Source organism: Psychrobacter sp. LV10R520-6 (assembly GCF_900182925.1).
In the GTDB taxonomy this organism is placed as follows: Bacteria; Pseudomonadota; Gammaproteobacteria; order Pseudomonadales; family Moraxellaceae; genus Psychrobacter.
On sequence record NZ_LT900024.1, the window covers coordinates 2,926,055 to 2,943,359 of the forward strand.

Consider the following 17,305-nt stretch of genomic DNA (forward strand, 5'->3'; position numbering starts at 1 on the left):
AATGCTGGTGATAAGACGTTTATCAGAATGTCTCAAAAAGCCAAGCTATACTTACTAAACTAACGATAAACGAAATAGAGTCAAGTTAATTTATTTAATGAGGACCGCATTTTATGGCTGTATCAAGGCATATGGTACCGCTCACCCTTTGGATCAAAAATGTGCTTATTAGCATCAAGAGCTTAATCCGTGGTGAGCTGGCGCATCTGCTAACGGTCAATCGAAGCCAGCGGCCGTGGCACATGCCAATCATTGCGGCTATTGCCATCAGCTTTCCCGTATTTGTAGGGGCGTATTTCGGTGCATTACCTTCAGGGATTAAAGCCTCCTTAGGGGCCTTGGTGATCTTAAACTTGCCATTAGTAGGCAAGCTGCCTTATCGCTTGGTGACGGTGATGGCATGGGGCTTTGCGATGTCGCTATGCTTCGCACTGGGACTTATAGCGCAGCAAGTACCTATTATTAGACTGCCCGTATTTACGCTGATAGCCTTCGGTATTGTTATTTTTGGACGTTATTATCGTCAGCCACCGCCAGCAGGGTTGTTTGTGATGATGGCGAGTGCTATCGCGCTCTTTATTCCTCTGCCACTGGTGCAAGTGTTACCGGCGACGGGACTGGTGATGCTCGGTAGTGGCTTTGCCCTAACCATGGCGCTGCTGTATTCGCTATTTTTATTAGCGACGCGTGAGGTTATACCTGCGCCAACCCATACCTATCAGCCGGATACCATCATTGAAAGCATTATGGTTGCGGGTTTTATCAGTTTGACCCTACTAATAGCGGTCATGCTGGAGATGTCTAATCCGTATTGGGCCGCGGTCAGCTGCTTCATTATTATTCAGGGCATTCATTTGCGTACCATGTGGATTAAGCAGTTTCACCGCTTGCTAGGGACGTTAATAGGGGTAGGGCTGGCGAGCTGGATGTTATCTTGGGGGCTAGAAATATGGGGTGTGGCGGTTGCGATACTGATTATGATGCTCTGTATTGAGACCCTAGTCGATCGGCATTATGGGCTAGCAGTGATATTTATTACCCCGCTGACGATATTTATCGCTGAATATGGTAGTGGTTTACCGTTCTCGCCCCAAGCTTATCAAAACGTTATTCACGCGCGCCTGCTTGATACCGCGCTTGGCTGTCTGGTCGGTCTTAGTGGTGGAATGGTCATGCAGTTAACAAATTTTCGCGTACCGCTTCGCCGTATGGAAACTTGGCTGCTGACGCACTTTAGTTAGAATAAAAAAAAGTGGTTGGTAGGTTATAATGTTGTGGGCTTACGGTATCGCTGCACCCACGCTACCTTTATTATGCTGATTGGTTTTTTAATGTCGCAGCCGCCTGCGCCACATCAATCACCTGTCCTGTCCAGCGCTCAAAGCTCAAAGCCGCTTGTCCAATAAGCATGCCATAACCGTCGGACGTCTGCGCACCGCGCGCGGCAAAATGCTGTAAAAAGGGTAACGCACGCCCATACATCATATCGTAAGCAGAATGGCAAGCTAGCTCATCGGCTAATGGCAAGGTATCCCCTGACAGACCTATGGATGTTGCATTAACAATCAAATCAAAGTGTCCGGTCAAATCGGCAGTGGTGCAAGTATTAATAGGATGCTGATTAATAGTAGGACTGGCGTTGCTCAGTTCCGAGACCAAATCTGTCGCCTTGCTCATCGTGCGATTAGCAAGGGTCAGCTGTCCAATACCCGCTTGTATGAGCGGCAATATCACCCCGCGCGCTGCACCGCCTGCGCCAATGATGGCGACCCGTGCGCCGTTAAGCGGCCAGCCTAATCTCGTAATATGATTGATCAATCCTTGGCCATCGGTATTGTCACCGTATAGCGCCTCGGCTATTGGTAAACCAGCTTCTAACAAGTCTTTATTTAATAAGAGAGTATTGACTGCCCCTGCAACTTTGGCATGTTCAGATAAGCCGCCACGCGTCAGGCTGCAATCATAAGCCATTTGCTTAAACGGTACGGTCACATTAGCGCCAATACCGCCGCCATGAAAAAACGCCTCGACCACTGCGGTAAAGCTGGCCGTATCATCAGGGCAGTACTGGCGCTGATAGCCAATATCAATCCCGATTTGCGCGGCGAATACTTGATGAATCTGAGGAGATTTACTGTGGGCAATGGGATTGCCAATAACGATAAAATGCTGAGTCATCTGAGTCATAGCCTGTTATTAAATAGCGGTCTGATATGCTAAATAGTGGTCTGAATAGTGGTCTGATAGGTTAGCTGGTTAAGCGGCTGCTTCGCGACGGATTGCTTTACTATTATTTATTACCAATCACTTTTGGCAAGTAAAGCAATAAACCGTCCTTAATCATAGGGGATAAAAATATCTTTAACAAATTTGTTCTATCTGGGATTGTTAACCGTAACGTAAAGGGTAGTCAAGTGTTAGGCAGTTGGGTACACTGTAAGGCATAAAAGTTCGTCATCAATACGCTCTAATGACAGCAACTTTATAAGAAAAATTGTTTATAGCAAATGATTCTTTATTATCGGCGGCATATCTGCCGGCTCGTTAATCCTATTTTGAGACCAACCTAAAAAGTGTGAGTAAACTGCCCATGTGGAAGAACCCCCTACAGACCTTTGCGATTGGCATGACAATGGCAGCTGGTGTGTCATTGAGCGCGTGCGACAATCCTAATCAAAACACCGTTGAAGAGGCCGCCTCTGGTATTGGTACCGAGCAAGTGCCTGAACAAGAGCCGGTACAAGCAAGTCCCACTCCAGATGGAGACTTAGATGGAGCCACTTCTGATCAAGGTACATCGGTGAGCTACGATATATCAGCGTGGGGCTCTGAGGAAGTAGAGTCGCTCAAAATTGACGACCTTGATGCTATCAAAGCCACCTTCGGTAAAGTGATAAATACGGATGAAAATAGCCTAGACTATGCCAGTAATCCAGCGTCCAAATATCGCTTTATGAAAGCTGATGCACCCTATTTAGATCTCATCGACTCCGAGAAATATCTTGAGCTTGGTTGGTATTATGCCAATCCTACCGACTCTGATGAGGAAAAAGAGCTGAGTAAAGCACATGCCAAAAAGTCCTATAAACTGGCGCGGCAACTGATGGGCGATGAGGGTGGCAAGTTGCTCTCTGATATGCTCAATGGCCAAATCATCAAAAATAAAACCATTGGCGGACAAAAAATAGAACTGGCAAAATGTGAGTTTTATAGTTGTATGCTGGTACTTAATAAATCAAGTGAACAAACAGAGGCCAGTTAAATCATGATGTCTGGTTCTACGACTGATGCTGTTTCTGGCTCTATTTCTGTGCCTAATAGCTGGGTATGTCTACATTCACCAGACAATACTATGGAACTTGCGAATTGTGCAAATAATGTTGCGGTGACGCTAGACAATCGTGGGCTGACATACGCTGACGGATTTTTTACCACTATGGGCGTTATCGATGGTCTGATATTATGGCAAGACTATCATCATCAGCGCCTTATAACCCACGGCCACGCTTTGCAACTCGATATAGATGACCAAGCGCTGATTACTATGTTGCAAATGTACGCTCAGCAACTCCAGCAAGGTATGCTTAAGCTAATCATCACCCGCGCACCACAAGATATTCGTGGCTATGGCTTTACGCCAAGTGAGTCCGGTAGCGCGTGCGAGGTTTGGCTCAAATCTTCTGCTTTGCTGATTGCTACTGCTGAACATCTGCGCTTACCTGATGGGCGTATGGTCCTTATGCAGTCCGCTGCGCCTGCCACCTGTTTGTCTGCCCAACTTGCCTGCCTGCCGCCCCCTTTGGCAGGTCTAAAAAGCCTAAACCGTCTCGATAATGTGCTTGCTAGCGGTGAGCTGCAACGTATCAAGGCAGCACAGTCGGATACTGGTGCAAAGGGGGGCGAAGGCTTAGGTGAAGGATTGCTACGCGATATGACCGGAAGCTGGGTTGAAGGCACGATGAGCAATGTGTTCTATCAATTGGCAGACGCTCAATGGACCACTAAACCGCAACCATTACCAATTCCTAAAAACTGCGATGATACCAACGCAAACTATTTACTAAACGGGCAATGGTTTACGCCGCCTATGACTCAATCGGGGGTCGCTGGAGTACAGCGCCAAGTGCTGATAGATGCCTTGTCTAAGACGAAACATCCAGTGAAGATGCGAGTTTTAAATGATGAGGATCTGCCCAATTTAACCCAGATGTTCTTCTGTAATGCGCTGCGCGGGGTAATGCCAGTCAGCGAACTTAGATTGCCGGCGGGTAATAGCGTTTGTTTCTCAGTATGACGTTCTATTCCCATTCAAAAATATTGTACTTAGTATCCATATAATCTTCTGAATCTAAAACAACTTCTTCACTTCTATAAAGTTGTTGAGCTTTTAGAAGTGCCGATTGCTCGTCTTCAGCGACAATCTCAATGACCTGGCTAAGAGTTTCAACAATTTCTATGTGAAAGGTCTTTTCTACTTTTACGTTTTTGCTCATAATATTCCTTCTCAAAATTATCAAACAACTTTAGTCATTTATATTATGTCTATTATGTCACTCGGATTATCAAAACGACTTAAGAGAAGTGATCGTCTTTTGTTACGTAGGCTTGTGCAATGATGCCAATCGATCAATGATCCTTTTTTAAAAAGGAGAAAGATTTATGCGTCCCATTTATGCACAAAGTAGAGTTCCACTACAGATTCGTCGATTTATGATATTTAATAAAATTTGTGGTAAGGCGCAAAAGTATCCTGTACCAAACCTGTTCGTACGTCCATTGAGTTGTTATGGCATTGGAATAATTATATAAAAAATAGACGTTATACTTATTTGGGTCATGATGTTCAATATTTTTTTCCAATGAATGATGAGTTAGAGATGGATTATCCTCCTCATAGATACCATAAGCGTCTCGTTGCTACAATGCACTTACCACTTTGGGGTAACCAAGAAAAGCTAACCACTCCTACTTATGTTGATAAAAAAAGAGGTCTGAGACCTAAAGGTTACTCTGAAAACGCTTAGTTTAATTTTCGATAATTACCACGCCCTAGGAACTCAATCATTCCTTTATCTCGTAATATTTGTAGCTGTTGGCGAATTTTGGCATGCACATTGTTATTGTTTATATATATAGATTGTAGAACATCGCTAAAACTATAAACTTGCGCAAGCGTAAAACGCTCAGGTAGTTTGTCCACACACTTCATAACATCAAGTGTCCAACCACGAGATTCTATAGATTGCTCTCGTAAAAATAATGTCTGCTGAAATTGCTGCGTGACATTATTACGCGGTATCACCTGTTGGTTTTTGACTAAAAAGACCTTGCCTGATTTTGGTACTTGGCGTAAGTCAATATTACAGCCGACCCAGCCCGCACGTTTTGCTGTCAAAGATAAAGGCTTACGCTTAACAATCATGTCCGGCTTAAAAAAATGCTTGGGGATAATCAAAAAATTATTGATAGTAAATGTTTTAGAATAGGTTAAAAAGAAGAAACTAGGATTATTATTACTATTAATACGCTCAATCATGGTGTCATAAGCGCCATCGTTAATCACATTGCTTAATTTTGCCTTTTTACTTTTAAGCTCATATTGCTCATGGCAATTCGTACAATAAAAGTCTGCAACCGGTTGATTATTAGCAAATTCAGATAACGGCTGAACGCTACAGTTAGGACAATAACCATTGTCTTTTACCCAAGCCTCACTAAGCACACGAATAATTTGTGAAGGTGAGCGATAGTTGACAGCTAATTTAGTATCAAAGGTTAAATCCATAATGTCGAGCCACTTTATAATAGTAAAAAGATGAATTAATTATTAGGCCAAATAGTAAGCCAAATCAGATATTAACGAGCAAATCATTAATGGCTAAGCAAATGCCATTGAAAAGCGCACGGTTCAATGCTAAATTCTAACAAACTTCTGCCTCGCGAGTTGCCATGAGCAAGCCGACACCCGAAAAACCTTCTGATCACCCTAATGATACTCCATCAAATAAACAAGATGGCGGGGTTAATGAGCCTGCGGATACGCTGCCAAACTCAGAGCCAGTAGCAGTTGATGAGGTGCGCGCGTCACAGGAGCAGACAGATGCGACCGCAGATAAGATAGAAGCTGAAAAATCGCCGGCGACCGATATCTCGTTGATCAGCGCAGACAAGACTTCGCGAAACTATGAAAAAGACAATCAATCGTTTTTTATGCAGCGCGGCTATCAGATATTGTTGGTGCTTGGATTGATTGCTGCATTTTTATTAGTAATGGTCTATCAAACGCTGTTTGGACGTATTAGCCAGCCGCAGCAAAAGGTGACGATTGAACAGGGCGATACTTATTATGGACTTTTACCACAGTGGCAACAGCAGATTCCATTGTTCTCAGCCAGTATTGCTAAGCTGTATATTAAGTCGCAAGTCAATGCCCCATTGCACGCCGGTATTTATCAATTACCTGAGAACCCAACGATTGCTGAAGCGCTACAAGTGCTAGAGCAAGGCGCAAAAGTGGCAATGGTTAAGATACAAATCATCGAAGGTAAAACCTCAAAAGACTTATATCAGACCCTACGGGATACTAACGGCATCAAAGAAGAAGTGCTCGGCAATGATGCGGATAATGCCAGTATTGCCCAAGCGCTGGAACTTAGTGGTGTGCTTCCAGACTCTGTAATTAACAGTGATGATCCTATCGTCAACCATAACCTTGAAGGTTGGTTTGCCCCTGATACCTATTATTATGGTGAGGGCGCAACGGATAAACAGGTGCTTACTGATTTATACAAGCGGCAGCAGCAAGCGCTTACTAAGGCTTGGGAAAATCGCGCGCCAAATCTGCCTTACAAGAGCCCTTATGAAGCGCTGATTATGGCTTCTATTATTGAAAAAGAAACCAGCGTTCCTGAGGAACGCGCCTTGGTCTCTGCGGTTTTTAATAATCGCTTGAATCAAGGCATGCGCATGCAAACCGATCCGACCATTATTTATGGCATGGGTAGCCGCTATGAGGGCAATATTCGCCGCAAAGATATCGATGAAAAAACAGCTTATAATACTTATCAGATCGATAAATTGCCGCCCACGCCAATCTCATTGCCCTCAGCGGCTTCTATTGAAGCGACCCTACATCCGGCCGATAGCGAAGCGCTATATTTTGTAGCGACCGGTAATGGTGGTCATAAATTTACCAATAGCTTGTCAGATCACAATCAAGCGGTAAAAGAATACCTAGGCGTAATGCGTGAAAAAAAATCACAAACGCCGCCGCAGTAAAGGTGGTAAAAGCGAGCATTGATTAGACAGGGATACAAAAGTAATGACAGTTATGCCGCACTCACAAAAGACATATGAAATATAAGGCAACATCATGTCAGCCGCTTTAAGCGTTACTCCTACTCAAACTGACACAGACTTTACGTCTACGGATAAAGCGCCCGTTGAGCTTGCACAGCAAGGGCGCTTTATCAGCTTTGAGGGCACAGAAGGCGTTGGAAAAACGACTGCTATTGAGCATTTGTGCGCGCGCCTGCAAGCGAATGGTGTCGACTATTTGCGCACGCGCGAGCCGGGTGGCAGTCCTTTTGCTGAACGTTTGCGCGATATATTATTAGACCCTGCTACTGATATTACTGACGATACGGAGCTGCTGCTATTGTTTGCTGCGCGTTGCGATCATGTGCAACAGGTTATCCTGCCAGCCTTACAGCGCGGGTCGTGGGTAATCTGTGACCGCTTTACTGACTCGACCCTTGCTTATCAAGGCTTTGGGCGGGCACATGGAGATAAGGCAGTTTTGACCAAGATTGAAGCCCTGATTGCACAGTTTGTCCCGCATTTACCTGAGCTGACTCTATGGTTAGATTTGCCTGTATTAGAAGGCATGGCGCGCGCTGGCAAACGTAGCGAGGCAGATCGTTTTGAGCAACAGGCGACGGCGTTTTTTACGCGGGTACATGAGGGCTTTAGCGCGCTTGCTACTGAGCATCCTGAGCGCATTCAGCGTATTGATGCATCAGGGAGCGCTGATGAGGTAAGCGCGCGAGTGTGGCAGGTGATGGAAACACAATTCAAGTTTGGCTAGCATAATACGATTTGAGATTATTAATTCTCAATAACAAAAACCCCAGCTTGCCGTTATTACTAGCAGCTGGGGGGTTTTTATTTACTAACGGTATCTAAGACTAACATTTTTACTTTTTATCCGAATCCTTATCAAGATCAACACTAGCATCAATGCTGTCGTGATCTGAGTCGGGCAGACGGTTGGGGTCAAGTGAGCCTCTCTTGGTCTTAGGCGCGCTGCCATTACCATTATTACTGGTGTTGACAGCGGTCTTGTCTTTTGACGTTGAGGGTGAATTATCGGACTTCACACCTTTAGCCTTTACGCTAGCCGACTGTTCTTTCGAAGTGGCTTCTTTAGCTTTGATTTCTTTAGTATTGCCTTCTGATGGCGTTGTTGGCAATGCTGTCGCAGCGGCGCTGGCAGACTCATCTTGCACAGTATCTTCCTCCTTTTCCTCCTTTTCCTCCTTCTCCTCCTTCTTTTCCTCTGACGACTCTTGTGTTGCCGCATCTACCACGTCATTAACCAATTCTTTTTCTTTGCGCTTTTCAGGTGCTTTGGATTTGGATTCAAAGTCAGCGTCGGCAACCGCGCGCGCTTGTTCTTGTTTGGCGGTGACATCTACTGCTTTTGGCTGGATTTCATCGTCAACCACTAACGCTATAAGTTTGCGATCACGTGGGACATTACCATCAAACTTGTTAGTGATAACGTGGAGCTTGCCTTCTTTATCAAGAGTATAAAGCGGTACAAACTGCTTATTGTCGGCTTTATATTGGACATAAGTGTAGCTGTCAGTGATATTAGTGATTTTAATACGAGCCTTTTTCGATAGCATGCTGGCAAGTTTGGTATAGGTCACCTCTTTACCAAACAGCCATTGGGAATGGAAGTTTGATTGCTTATCATCGCGCTCGCTTTTGACTTTTTCATCACTGAATTTGAGGCGATAGAGCTTTCTTTCACCGAACTCATGATGATAATGAATCTCAGATAAGGTATTCATTTCTTTATCCATACTCATAGCAAATAAGTGACCGATACCGATTAAGTCGAGATGGTGATCAGCATGGTCAGAGATGGGGTTGCCAAAGTAGGTGCGCAGGCCACTCATACGCGCGCGAGCAATATTGGTATAGTTGTTGTGTGCCACAATGACATCAAAGCCTTGGTCTTTTAAAGAGGTGGCGATCAATAGCGCTACTGGGTTGGAGCCGACTACTAAAATACCATTGGTCTCAGGTTCACGAACGCCCAACCAGTTGCCGACCATTTTTGCGCCTAAGCCTTGGATCATCACAGTACCAATAATAACGATAAACACCAGCGGTACTAGTAGCTCAACGCCTTGGATATCATATTCTTGTAAGCGAATGGCGAATAGTGATGAGATAGCTGCGGCCACAATACCACGCGGGCCAATCCAGCTAATCATGAGCTTTTCATTGGTTTTTAGGTTGGAGCCAATAGAGGAAGCCCAGATTGATAAAGGGCGGGCGATAAACATCACTATAGCTAGTAACACGATACCAGCAAAGCCCACGCTCAGCAGACTCTCCAGCTCAACACGAGCGGCGAGAATGATAAATAGCACTGAGATCAATAACAGCGTTAGCGACTCGTTAAACTCTAAAATATTATCCCGTGGGAATTTTGGCCAGTTGGCCAGTGCCACGCCAAGTACCGTGACCGTTAATAGACCAGATTCGTGCTCTAGATGGTTGGATATCGAAAACAGTAGGAGGACAAAGGCGAGGGTAAAGACGTTGCGCAAAAATTCAGGCACCATATGTTTGCGCATTAAGAATGCTAGCACCCACGCTCCAACCAAACCTAACACGGTCGCTAGTACTACAATCTTGGCAAATAGCAAAATGCTACTGGCTTCGCCACCAGAAATGATATATTCATAGATCAATACCACCGCAATCGCGCCGATAGGATCGATGATAATGCCTTCCCACTTTAAAATGTTGGAAATAGTTTTGTTAGGGCGGACACTACGCAGTAGCGGCATAATCACAGTTGGACCAGTCACGCAGACCAGTGCGCCGAACAGTAAGGCGATTAAGGGGTCGACATCGAATAGCAGGTAAGTTGACAGCGCCACGATGGCGATAGTAATGAGCACACCGACAGACACCAGCATTTGTACCACAGTACCGTGCTGCTTAATCTCATCGAACTCTAGGGTGAGTGAGCCCTCAAATAAAATAACCGCGACGCCCAAAGAGATAAATGGGAACATCAGATCGCCTAAGACTAAATCAGGATCAAAGATGCCTAGAACGGGGCCAACAATAATGCCAATCAGTAACAAAAACAAAATGGACGGTTGCTTTACATACCAAGCCAACCATTGGGCGGCAATGCCAATCCCAACCACACCGGATAATAATAGGGCGGTATCCATAAATTAATCCTTTTATAATCTTGTCATACTTTATAACTATTAAGAGTTACTATAAGGTTCGCTGTAGTGAAATTATTGCAAACCGTAATAACCGCTTTAGCTAGCATGAGTCATGTCATGTATTAATACTATGTAGTAGCAGCAGGGACAAAAGCGCCTTGATATAAACAGAAATAATCTGGGGCAGCAATAGAGGGTAAATAGGAAGTGATGATAATTAACTTAATAAACTTGGCGTTAGCAACAAAGCTTATTTGTTAACTTTTGTTCAATTTTAAAGTTATTTGGCTTGTTATAATAGCATGATTTTATTTTACTTATATCAAACGAGTCAGGCGCGATATGAGCCAGTCTTCTGTTTATTGGTCCGCTATGCAAATAGCCAAGTCCTAAGTTATCCTGCATAATAACTGCTAGCATAAAAGACATAAGAGAATAGCCTTATAAGAGAACTAGATAGAATAGCTATTAGATTTATAATACAACAGCCACGCCCATCACGCACATTAAAAATACCGCTTTAAATTTCGGTGTTATTTATTATTAAGCGGATAACCTTTATACATATAGTCGTAAAAAGGCCGATTGAACTACTCAAGCATTTTATGCGGATGCAAATACATGACAAGTTTACGAACAATCCTCAGAATTAATCTATAAACTGGCAAAGAATTGCTATCCATAACCGTTATAAAATGGACGCCAACCAACAATAAAAGATAGAAAGACCACTCAGATGGGGGACAATATGCTTAGACCGAAAACCACTAATAATAAGCAGAACTGGCTACAGCGCAGTACGCTAGCGCTAGCTATTAGCACGACAATGATTATTGGCATCAGTGGTGCTGTGAGTGTTGTCGTAGCGCCAAGCGCTCAGGCAGCAGTCACTACCGCAGATTTTTCTGGTTTGGTACAGCAAGTTACTCCAGGAGTGGCGCGGGTCAACGTCACTAAGACTGTTAGCGAAGCGGAGCTGGCTAAAGCGCAGACCGCTGAGCTGTTACGACAGTTCTTTGGTGACCGCTTACGCATCCCTGATCAAGCAGTGATCCCAGCGATTGAACATGCTTATGGCACCGCTTTTTTTGTCACGAACGATGGCTACATGCTGACCAATCATCATGTGGTAGAAGGGGCGGATAAGATTACCGTGACCCTCAATGACCGAACGGAACTTGATGCGACTTTGGTTGGCAGTGATGAGCGCTCGGATGTGGCGGTCTTAAAAGTCGCGGGCAAGCAGTTCCCAGCCTTACCTATTGGCGATTCTAATATCATCAAGGTCGGTGAGCCGGTACTGGCTATTGGCTCCCCATTTGGCTTTGATTATTCTGCTTCCGCTGGTATTGTTAGTGCCAAGTCACGCAACTTTTCGCGTGAGACCAGCGTGCCATTTATTCAAACGGATGTGGCCTTAAACCCTGGGAATTCAGGTGGGCCATTATTCAATCAGAGTGGTGAAGTCATCGGTATTAACTCACGCATTTTTAGTGGTACTGGCGGTTATATGGGACTGTCTTTCTCTATTCCGATCGATGCGGCAATGGATATTTATGAGCAGCTAAAAACCAACGGCGAAGTAACGCGCGCCTATTTGGGTATATATCCGCAGGATATTGATCGCAATTTGGCCGAAGCTTATAAGTTAGCCCGTCCCCAAGGGGCACTATTGACCCGCGTATCACCAGACTCACCGGCACAAAAAGCAGGTTTGCAATCGGGTGATATTATTTTGCAATATAACGATATCGAGATTATGCGTGCGTCAGATTTACTGAACCTGATTAATCGAGCACGACCTAATGATTCATTTCTCGCTGACATTCAGCGTGATGGGAAGCAAATGACAATCAGCGGTAAGCTTAGTCACGCTCCTAATGACGTGCAGGCACAAGGTCATGACCAGCAAGAGGATGAAGTAAACTTAGGACTGCGGTTACGTAATTTAACCCTAGATGAGCAAGCAGAGCTGGCCGTTGATAACAAGACTGGTATATTGGTCACCACTGTTGAGCCCACTGGCTTAGCGGCGCGTTCAGGAATATTAGCAGGTGACATTATCACCAACCTGCACCAAAAACCTATAACAAAAGTAACCGACTTTTCCAGCGCGATATCATCATTACCCAAAAAAGGAGTGGTTACCATTGCAGTGATGCGTCAAGGTATCCCCGGTATTATTGGTTTGCGTATTGAATAAACAACGGTTTTGATAGTGAGGTTGGTACACGAGTCTTGCTTTTTCGGTTGTGTCGTCCGACTATCGATGTGTTGACGATTCGTTAAAATAGTCCAAAATATTTTATCAATATTGAGAAATTGCGCTAAACTAATTATTAAATTATAAGACAGTGACACATCAATAAAAGCCTTGCGTGTATTGGTGAATCGATAAATGAATCGCGAATTTCTGCTCAATTGATAGATGGCCGTCAAACCAAAATATGCTACACTAGCGGGCGTTTGTATCACTATATTTATATAGTGACTGTATATTTGATAGACGCAAACAATATACGAAAATAACGCTAATGTTCAATTGAGCGCATAATAATTTATAACGTTGACGCCATCGTATGGTGTACGAACGAACAGTATTAATGTCGAGCAAGGCATTGTTATTAATTAAAGTATTATTACTAACATTGACCCTCGCAAACGATCTATCATGTGACAGCTTTGATAAAAGCTAGGATAATACGGTAAGGCACGGTTATGAGCACAGCATACGACGATATTAAAACCCAACTACAAGGCTCAATGGTAGCCTTAGTAACGCCCATGCACCCTGACGGTAAGGTCGATTATAAACGTCTAGCAGACCTCATTGATTGGCAGATTGAGCAAGGCACACATTGCCTCGTCGCTGTCGGTACGACTGGTGAATCTGCAACCTTATCCATGCAAGAGCATAGCGAGGTTATACGCTATTTCGTCCAGCATGTTAAAGGCCGCGTGCCAGTGATTGCAGGAACAGGTGCCAATAATACTACTGAAGCCATTAAGCTTACCCAAGATGCCAAAGACGCTGGTGCAGACTGCGCGTTACTGGTAGCTCCTTACTATAATAAGCCGCCACAAGAAGGCCTATATCAGCATTACAAGACCATTGCCGAAGCAGTCGATATACCGCAAATGCTCTATAATGTACCGGGGCGCACAGTAGTCGATATTGCCCAAGAAACCGTTGAACGCTTAGCTGATATTGATAATATTGTGGCTATTAAAGATGCTACTGGTTCTGTTATTCGCGGTGAGCAATTGATTAAAGCCGTCGGCTCACGCCTAGTGGTGCTATCAGGCGATGATGGTACTGCACTTGAGCTAATGAAAATGGGCAGTAAAGGCAATATTTCGGTAACTGCGAATGTTGCCCCAAAAGCGATGAGCGAAACCTTTGCAGCAGCGCTACGTGGTGATTTTGCCGCCGCTAATGCTGCCCATGATGCCATCAAACACTTGCATCGCGACCTATTTATTGAGTCCAGCCCTATTCCCGCTAAGTATGCTCTAAATAAAATGGGCATGATAGATACGGGTATCCGCTTACCACTAGTATGGTTAGCTAAAGAACATCATGCGACCATCGACGACGCTTTAGTACGGGCAAACTTACTATAAGTATTAAGCGGGTTATTAGTTATAAACGCTCAGTAACTATTAACGCTTAGTAACTATGAATGCTCAATAAAACTTTCAAGTTTAAGAAAAAATGATCAGCTGGCCGCCTGAATGGGCGATGATTGCTCACTCTGAGAAACAATATAGAGATAATATGATTAAGACATCATTTACTACCCCAAAAACGTTTACTGTTATGCTGACCCTGATCTTGGGCAGTACTTTAGTCCTAAGTGGTTGTCAAACTGCAAAAGGCTTCATGGGTAAGCGAGATAATGGCAGCTTAGACTATCAACAAAGCGAAAAGCTGGCTCCACTGGAGCTACCAGCTGGGCAAGAAACGGCGCCATTCGTACCTTTATATCCGACCCCTAATGCGGGCGTAAATACGCTCGAGCTACAAAATGAGTCGGGTAAACAGTATCAATTGCCTAAGCCTGAGCGTGCCGTTGCGGTGAATACCGCTCCTTCTAAATAAACAAACGAACAAACCTCTATTCATACCGTTAGCGCTTTTTTATTGTCATTACTTATATCATTATAGCTATTGATATAATGGTTAGTACGGTAATATATAGCCCCTAACGGTAGCTGCGCGTTTTTACCACACAAGCTTGAACGAACAGGAACTCTCATGATGCAAAAACAACAACTGCTATATAAAGGTAAAGCCAAATCCGTCTATGAAACGGACGATAGTGACCTTCTTATTTTACACTTCCGTGATGATACTTCAGCTCTTGATGGCAAGCGTATCGAGCAGTTGGCACGTAAAGGCGAAGTCAATAACCGCTTTAATGCTTTTATCATGCAAAAGTTAGCCGATGCCGGTATTGAGACCCATTTTGAAAAGCAGCTGTCGAGCGACGAAGTACTAGTCAAACGGTTAGAGATGATTCCAGTTGAGTGTGTGGTACGTAACTTTGCTGCCGGTAGTTTAGTGCGTCGTTTAGGATTAGAAGAAGGGCAAGTATTGAATCCGCCCACCTATGAGTTATTTTATAAAGACGACGCGCTTGGTGATCCGATGGTTAATGATTCGCTAGCAGTGACCTTAGATTGGGCAACTGAGTCGCAACTGGCAAAAATGGAAGAGTTGACCTATCAAGTTAATGAAGTGCTGAAAAAGTTGTTTGATGCTGGTGATTTAATGCTAGTAGATTTCAAACTAGAATTTGGTGTCTTTCACGACCGTATCGTCTTAGGTGATGAATTTTCCCCAGATGGCTGCCGTATTTGGGACAAGAATAGCAAGAAAAAATTGGATAAAGATCGTTTCCGTCAGTCACTCGGTGATGTCATTGAAGGTTATGAAGAAGTGGCCAAACGTATTGGTGTGCCATTAAACTAAGTGTAAAACTGAGCTAAGTGTTTAATTAACTTTATTGCAGTAAAAAAACTGAGCCATGCGCTCAGTTTTTTTAGGTCTATTTCGATTCCCTTAGCATATTCAAAAACATATTCAAAAATATCGAGGGAATTAAAATGCGAGTGAATGCAGAATGGTTAGATCAAAGCGCAACGTACTAAGTGACAGATGACACAAACTAACACTTCAAAGCCCTGAGTATAGCCTTTATCATAGTGACATTGAGTGTCCCCTGAATTATTTATTGATAATAACAAAAGGAAAATACAGTGTCGCAGGTTCAGTCAACTACCGAACAAATATCCGGTCTTGGGAAAGAACAAAACACCGCCTTAAAAAACCTCACGATTATAGGCTACCTAGAAGGCACCTCTTTCTTATTGTTGCTCTGCATCGCCATGCCACTAAAATACATGATGGGCATCCCAGAAGGTGTGAAATATATCGGTATGGCACACGGTATATTGTTCATCGCCTATATCTTGATGCTTATGGTCGTAGTCAACAAAATAAAAATGCCACTCTGGGCCATGCCAGCAGGCGTACTCGGATCGTTCTTACCGTTTGGCCCGTTTATATTCGACCATTTGTTGAAAAAGAGCTTAAAGAAAAACGTTTAGAAAGCAGACTAAAACAAGCCCTACTGCGGATGATGCAAGCACACCCCACCAAGCAGACCCAATGATGAAGGAAAAACCACCACGTCATCTCCCTCTTGCCATGGCTGAAATTTGGTCATAGCTTGCAAAAAGAATGGGTGCTCCAACCAGTTTTGTAGCCATAGCTGCAGCTTCGGGTAAGGTAAGCTGTAAAAAACATCGCGATCCACATGGGCGAATTGGCGGATAAAAGGCATGATGCCAATATCGGCAATGGTTGCTCTATCTCCCAGTAAGTAAGGGTTTTTAGTCAGCAAATCCTCTAAAACCTGTAAAAATTCTTCACCCCGTTGCCGGTACTCTGTCTGGGTCATCGCAAAATGACGGTCGGCGTATTTATAGCGATCCAACCAATGTTTAAATTCTTTGTCGTTTTGCTCGATCAAAGCATCGGCCTGATGCAAAACCTTCGCATCCAATAACCCCTGCGGATCTTTCTGCTCAAGCGCCCATACTATAATCTCTCGGCTCTCTTCAATTACAGCACCATCCACAGTAGCGTCAAAAATCTGTAAAACAGGCACGGTACCTTTTGGGCTAATCGCTAGCATCTGGGCTGGTTTGTTTTTCAAAATTATCTCTCGCAGCTCTACCTGTAACTCGGCAAACAAGAGGCCGAGGCGGGCGCGCATGGCATAAGGACAGCGACGAAAAGAGTACAGGCGATGAAGTGAGGAAGTCATAGGTGTTTTTCGCAGTTGAATCGGGATCAGTCAGCTTAGAATCACTGATTCCAATGGTTATTTAATCTTATCCTTGATCTCTATTATGGAGCGCTTAAAAGCAATTTCGATCTCTTTCTGGGCTTAGTTGGCTTGAGATTCACGATTTTTAAAAATTCCAAACATGATTATCAATTGTCATGATAACCACTTAAGTTTGAAATGGAAGCTATTATTTTACTACTAACCACGTCCGATTAAAAAACGTTATCCAAGTTAAACCAGTGAGGTACGTCAAAAGGTAATTATATTCTCTTAAATTGAGTTCGGTTCCCTAGTGAAGACTTGAATCTTCGGCTGTAGACTAATGATATCGAGGTTTTGAATTATTGTGATAACTGTAGTGTACTTCATGGTGTACTGTTTGAGCGGCTCAAGATTATTTAAGTAAGATGGTATCTATACTAAAATATTTATCACCTGAAGTTATAATTATAGACACGTACT

The 17,305-nt window shown here is 43.8% G+C and carries 15 protein-coding genes; 10 read left to right on the forward strand and 5 right to left on the reverse strand.

Features of this window, described 5'->3' with window-relative positions; translation table 11 throughout:
* Window positions 1-113: 113 nt before the first annotated feature.
* Entirely contained in the window at window positions 114-1,241 is a 1,128-nt protein-coding gene (locus U1P77_RS12250; RefSeq protein ID WP_321155248.1) for an FUSC family protein, read from the forward strand.
* A gap of 70 nt (window positions 1,242-1,311) precedes the next feature.
* Here U1P77_RS12250 and aroE read toward each other — a convergent pair whose 3' ends face one another.
* Window positions 1,312-2,178, reverse strand: coding sequence for a shikimate dehydrogenase (gene aroE / locus U1P77_RS12255; protein WP_321156696.1), 867 nt, complete (start codon window positions 2,176-2,178; stop codon window positions 1,312-1,314).
* A gap of 412 nt (window positions 2,179-2,590) precedes the next feature.
* On the opposite strand from aroE, the gene U1P77_RS12260 reads away from it, so the two are divergent.
* Together U1P77_RS12260 and U1P77_RS12265 are read left to right on the forward strand one after the other, a co-directional pair.
* Window positions 2,591-3,262, forward strand: a complete 672-nt coding sequence (locus U1P77_RS12260; protein ID WP_321155249.1) for a hypothetical protein — start codon at window positions 2,591-2,593, stop codon at window positions 3,260-3,262.
* A 3-nt stretch (window positions 3,263-3,265) separates the two neighbouring features.
* Window positions 3,266-4,294, forward strand: a complete 1,029-nt coding sequence (locus tag U1P77_RS12265; protein WP_321155250.1) for an aminotransferase class IV — start codon at window positions 3,266-3,268, stop codon at window positions 4,292-4,294.
* Between the two features lie 4 nt (window positions 4,295-4,298).
* Here the strand turns inward: U1P77_RS12265 and U1P77_RS12270 are convergent, their stop codons facing one another.
* Both U1P77_RS12270 and U1P77_RS12275 read right to left on the reverse strand, forming a co-directional pair.
* Window positions 4,299-4,493 (reverse strand): DpnD/PcfM family protein, encoded by a 195-nt coding sequence (locus U1P77_RS12270; protein ID WP_321155251.1) that lies wholly within the window; start codon window positions 4,491-4,493, stop codon window positions 4,299-4,301.
* A gap of 527 nt (window positions 4,494-5,020) precedes the next feature.
* Window positions 5,021-5,785: a DpnI domain-containing protein gene (locus U1P77_RS12275; protein WP_321155252.1), complete on the reverse strand. Its 765-nt coding sequence runs from the start codon at window positions 5,783-5,785 to the stop codon at window positions 5,021-5,023.
* A gap of 164 nt (window positions 5,786-5,949) precedes the next feature.
* Between U1P77_RS12275 and mltG the strand changes: the two genes are divergently transcribed.
* Both mltG and tmk read left to right on the forward strand, forming a co-directional pair.
* Window positions 5,950-7,278, forward strand: coding sequence for an endolytic transglycosylase MltG (mltG, locus tag U1P77_RS12280; RefSeq protein WP_321155253.1), 1,329 nt, complete (start codon window positions 5,950-5,952; stop codon window positions 7,276-7,278).
* A 94-nt stretch (window positions 7,279-7,372) separates the two neighbouring features.
* Window positions 7,373-8,086 (forward strand): dTMP kinase, encoded by a 714-nt coding sequence (gene tmk, locus U1P77_RS12285; protein WP_321155254.1) that lies wholly within the window; start codon window positions 7,373-7,375, stop codon window positions 8,084-8,086.
* A 109-nt stretch (window positions 8,087-8,195) separates the two neighbouring features.
* On the opposite strand, the gene U1P77_RS12290 is transcribed toward tmk, so the two are convergent.
* Entirely contained in the window at window positions 8,196-10,484 is a 2,289-nt protein-coding gene (locus U1P77_RS12290; RefSeq protein WP_321155255.1) for a cation:proton antiporter, read from the reverse strand.
* A gap of 826 nt (window positions 10,485-11,310) precedes the next feature.
* Between U1P77_RS12290 and U1P77_RS12295 the strand changes: the two genes are divergently transcribed.
* The 5 genes from U1P77_RS12295 (at window position 11,311) to U1P77_RS12315 (ending at window position 16,097) form a co-directional block, all read left to right on the forward strand.
* Window positions 11,311-12,687: a Do family serine endopeptidase gene (locus U1P77_RS12295; RefSeq protein ID WP_414479095.1), complete on the forward strand. Its 1,377-nt coding sequence runs from the start codon at window positions 11,311-11,313 to the stop codon at window positions 12,685-12,687.
* A 515-nt stretch (window positions 12,688-13,202) separates the two neighbouring features.
* Window positions 13,203-14,108, forward strand: a complete 906-nt coding sequence (gene dapA, locus U1P77_RS12300) for a 4-hydroxy-tetrahydrodipicolinate synthase (RefSeq protein ID WP_321155257.1) — start codon at window positions 13,203-13,205, stop codon at window positions 14,106-14,108.
* A 91-nt stretch (window positions 14,109-14,199) separates the two neighbouring features.
* Window positions 14,200-14,586 (forward strand): hypothetical protein, encoded by a 387-nt coding sequence (locus tag U1P77_RS12305; protein ID WP_321155258.1) that lies wholly within the window; start codon window positions 14,200-14,202, stop codon window positions 14,584-14,586.
* 159 nt (window positions 14,587-14,745) lie between these two features.
* On the forward strand, window positions 14,746-15,459 hold the full coding sequence (gene purC, locus U1P77_RS12310) for a phosphoribosylaminoimidazolesuccinocarboxamide synthase (protein ID WP_321156697.1): 714 nt from the start codon (window positions 14,746-14,748) through the stop codon (window positions 15,457-15,459).
* A 287-nt stretch (window positions 15,460-15,746) separates the two neighbouring features.
* The gene (locus U1P77_RS12315; protein ID WP_321155259.1) at window positions 15,747-16,097 is read left to right on the forward strand and encodes a DUF3817 domain-containing protein; all 351 of its coding nucleotides are present in this window, start codon (window positions 15,747-15,749) and stop codon (window positions 16,095-16,097) included.
* Window positions 16,098-16,117: 20 nt separating this feature from the next.
* Here U1P77_RS12315 and U1P77_RS12320 read toward each other — a convergent pair whose 3' ends face one another.
* A complete protein-coding gene (locus U1P77_RS12320; protein ID WP_321155260.1) occupies window positions 16,118-16,819 on the reverse strand; it encodes a glutathione S-transferase in 702 nt (233 codons plus the stop codon).
* Window positions 16,820-17,305: the final 486 nt, after the last annotated feature.

Bases quoted from the DNA above. Each gene is read 5' to 3' on its own strand.
- U1P77_RS12250 (WP_321155248.1), top strand. From the start codon at position 114: ATGGCTGTATCAAGGCATATGGTACCGCTCACCCTTTGGATCAAAAAT.
- aroE (WP_321156696.1), bottom strand. From the start codon at position 2,178: ATGACTCAGCATTTTATCGTTATTGGCAATCCCATTGCCCACAGTAAA.
- U1P77_RS12260 (WP_321155249.1), top strand. From the start codon at position 2,591: ATGTGGAAGAACCCCCTACAGACCTTTGCGATTGGCATGACAATGGCA.
- U1P77_RS12265 (WP_321155250.1), top strand. From the start codon at position 3,266: ATGATGTCTGGTTCTACGACTGATGCTGTTTCTGGCTCTATTTCTGTG.
- U1P77_RS12270 (WP_321155251.1), bottom strand. From the start codon at position 4,493: ATGAGCAAAAACGTAAAAGTAGAAAAGACCTTTCACATAGAAATTGTT.
- U1P77_RS12275 (WP_321155252.1), bottom strand. From the start codon at position 5,785: ATGGATTTAACCTTTGATACTAAATTAGCTGTCAACTATCGCTCACCT.
- mltG (WP_321155253.1), top strand. From the start codon at position 5,950: ATGAGCAAGCCGACACCCGAAAAACCTTCTGATCACCCTAATGATACT.
- tmk (WP_321155254.1), top strand. From the start codon at position 7,373: ATGTCAGCCGCTTTAAGCGTTACTCCTACTCAAACTGACACAGACTTT.
- U1P77_RS12290 (WP_321155255.1), bottom strand. From the start codon at position 10,484: ATGGATACCGCCCTATTATTATCCGGTGTGGTTGGGATTGGCATTGCC.
- U1P77_RS12295 (WP_414479095.1), top strand. From the start codon at position 11,311: ATGATTATTGGCATCAGTGGTGCTGTGAGTGTTGTCGTAGCGCCAAGC.
- dapA (WP_321155257.1), top strand. From the start codon at position 13,203: ATGAGCACAGCATACGACGATATTAAAACCCAACTACAAGGCTCAATG.
- U1P77_RS12305 (WP_321155258.1), top strand. From the start codon at position 14,200: ATGATCAGCTGGCCGCCTGAATGGGCGATGATTGCTCACTCTGAGAAA.
- purC (WP_321156697.1), top strand. From the start codon at position 14,746: ATGCAAAAACAACAACTGCTATATAAAGGTAAAGCCAAATCCGTCTAT.
- U1P77_RS12320 (WP_321155260.1), bottom strand. From the start codon at position 16,819: ATGACTTCCTCACTTCATCGCCTGTACTCTTTTCGTCGCTGTCCTTAT.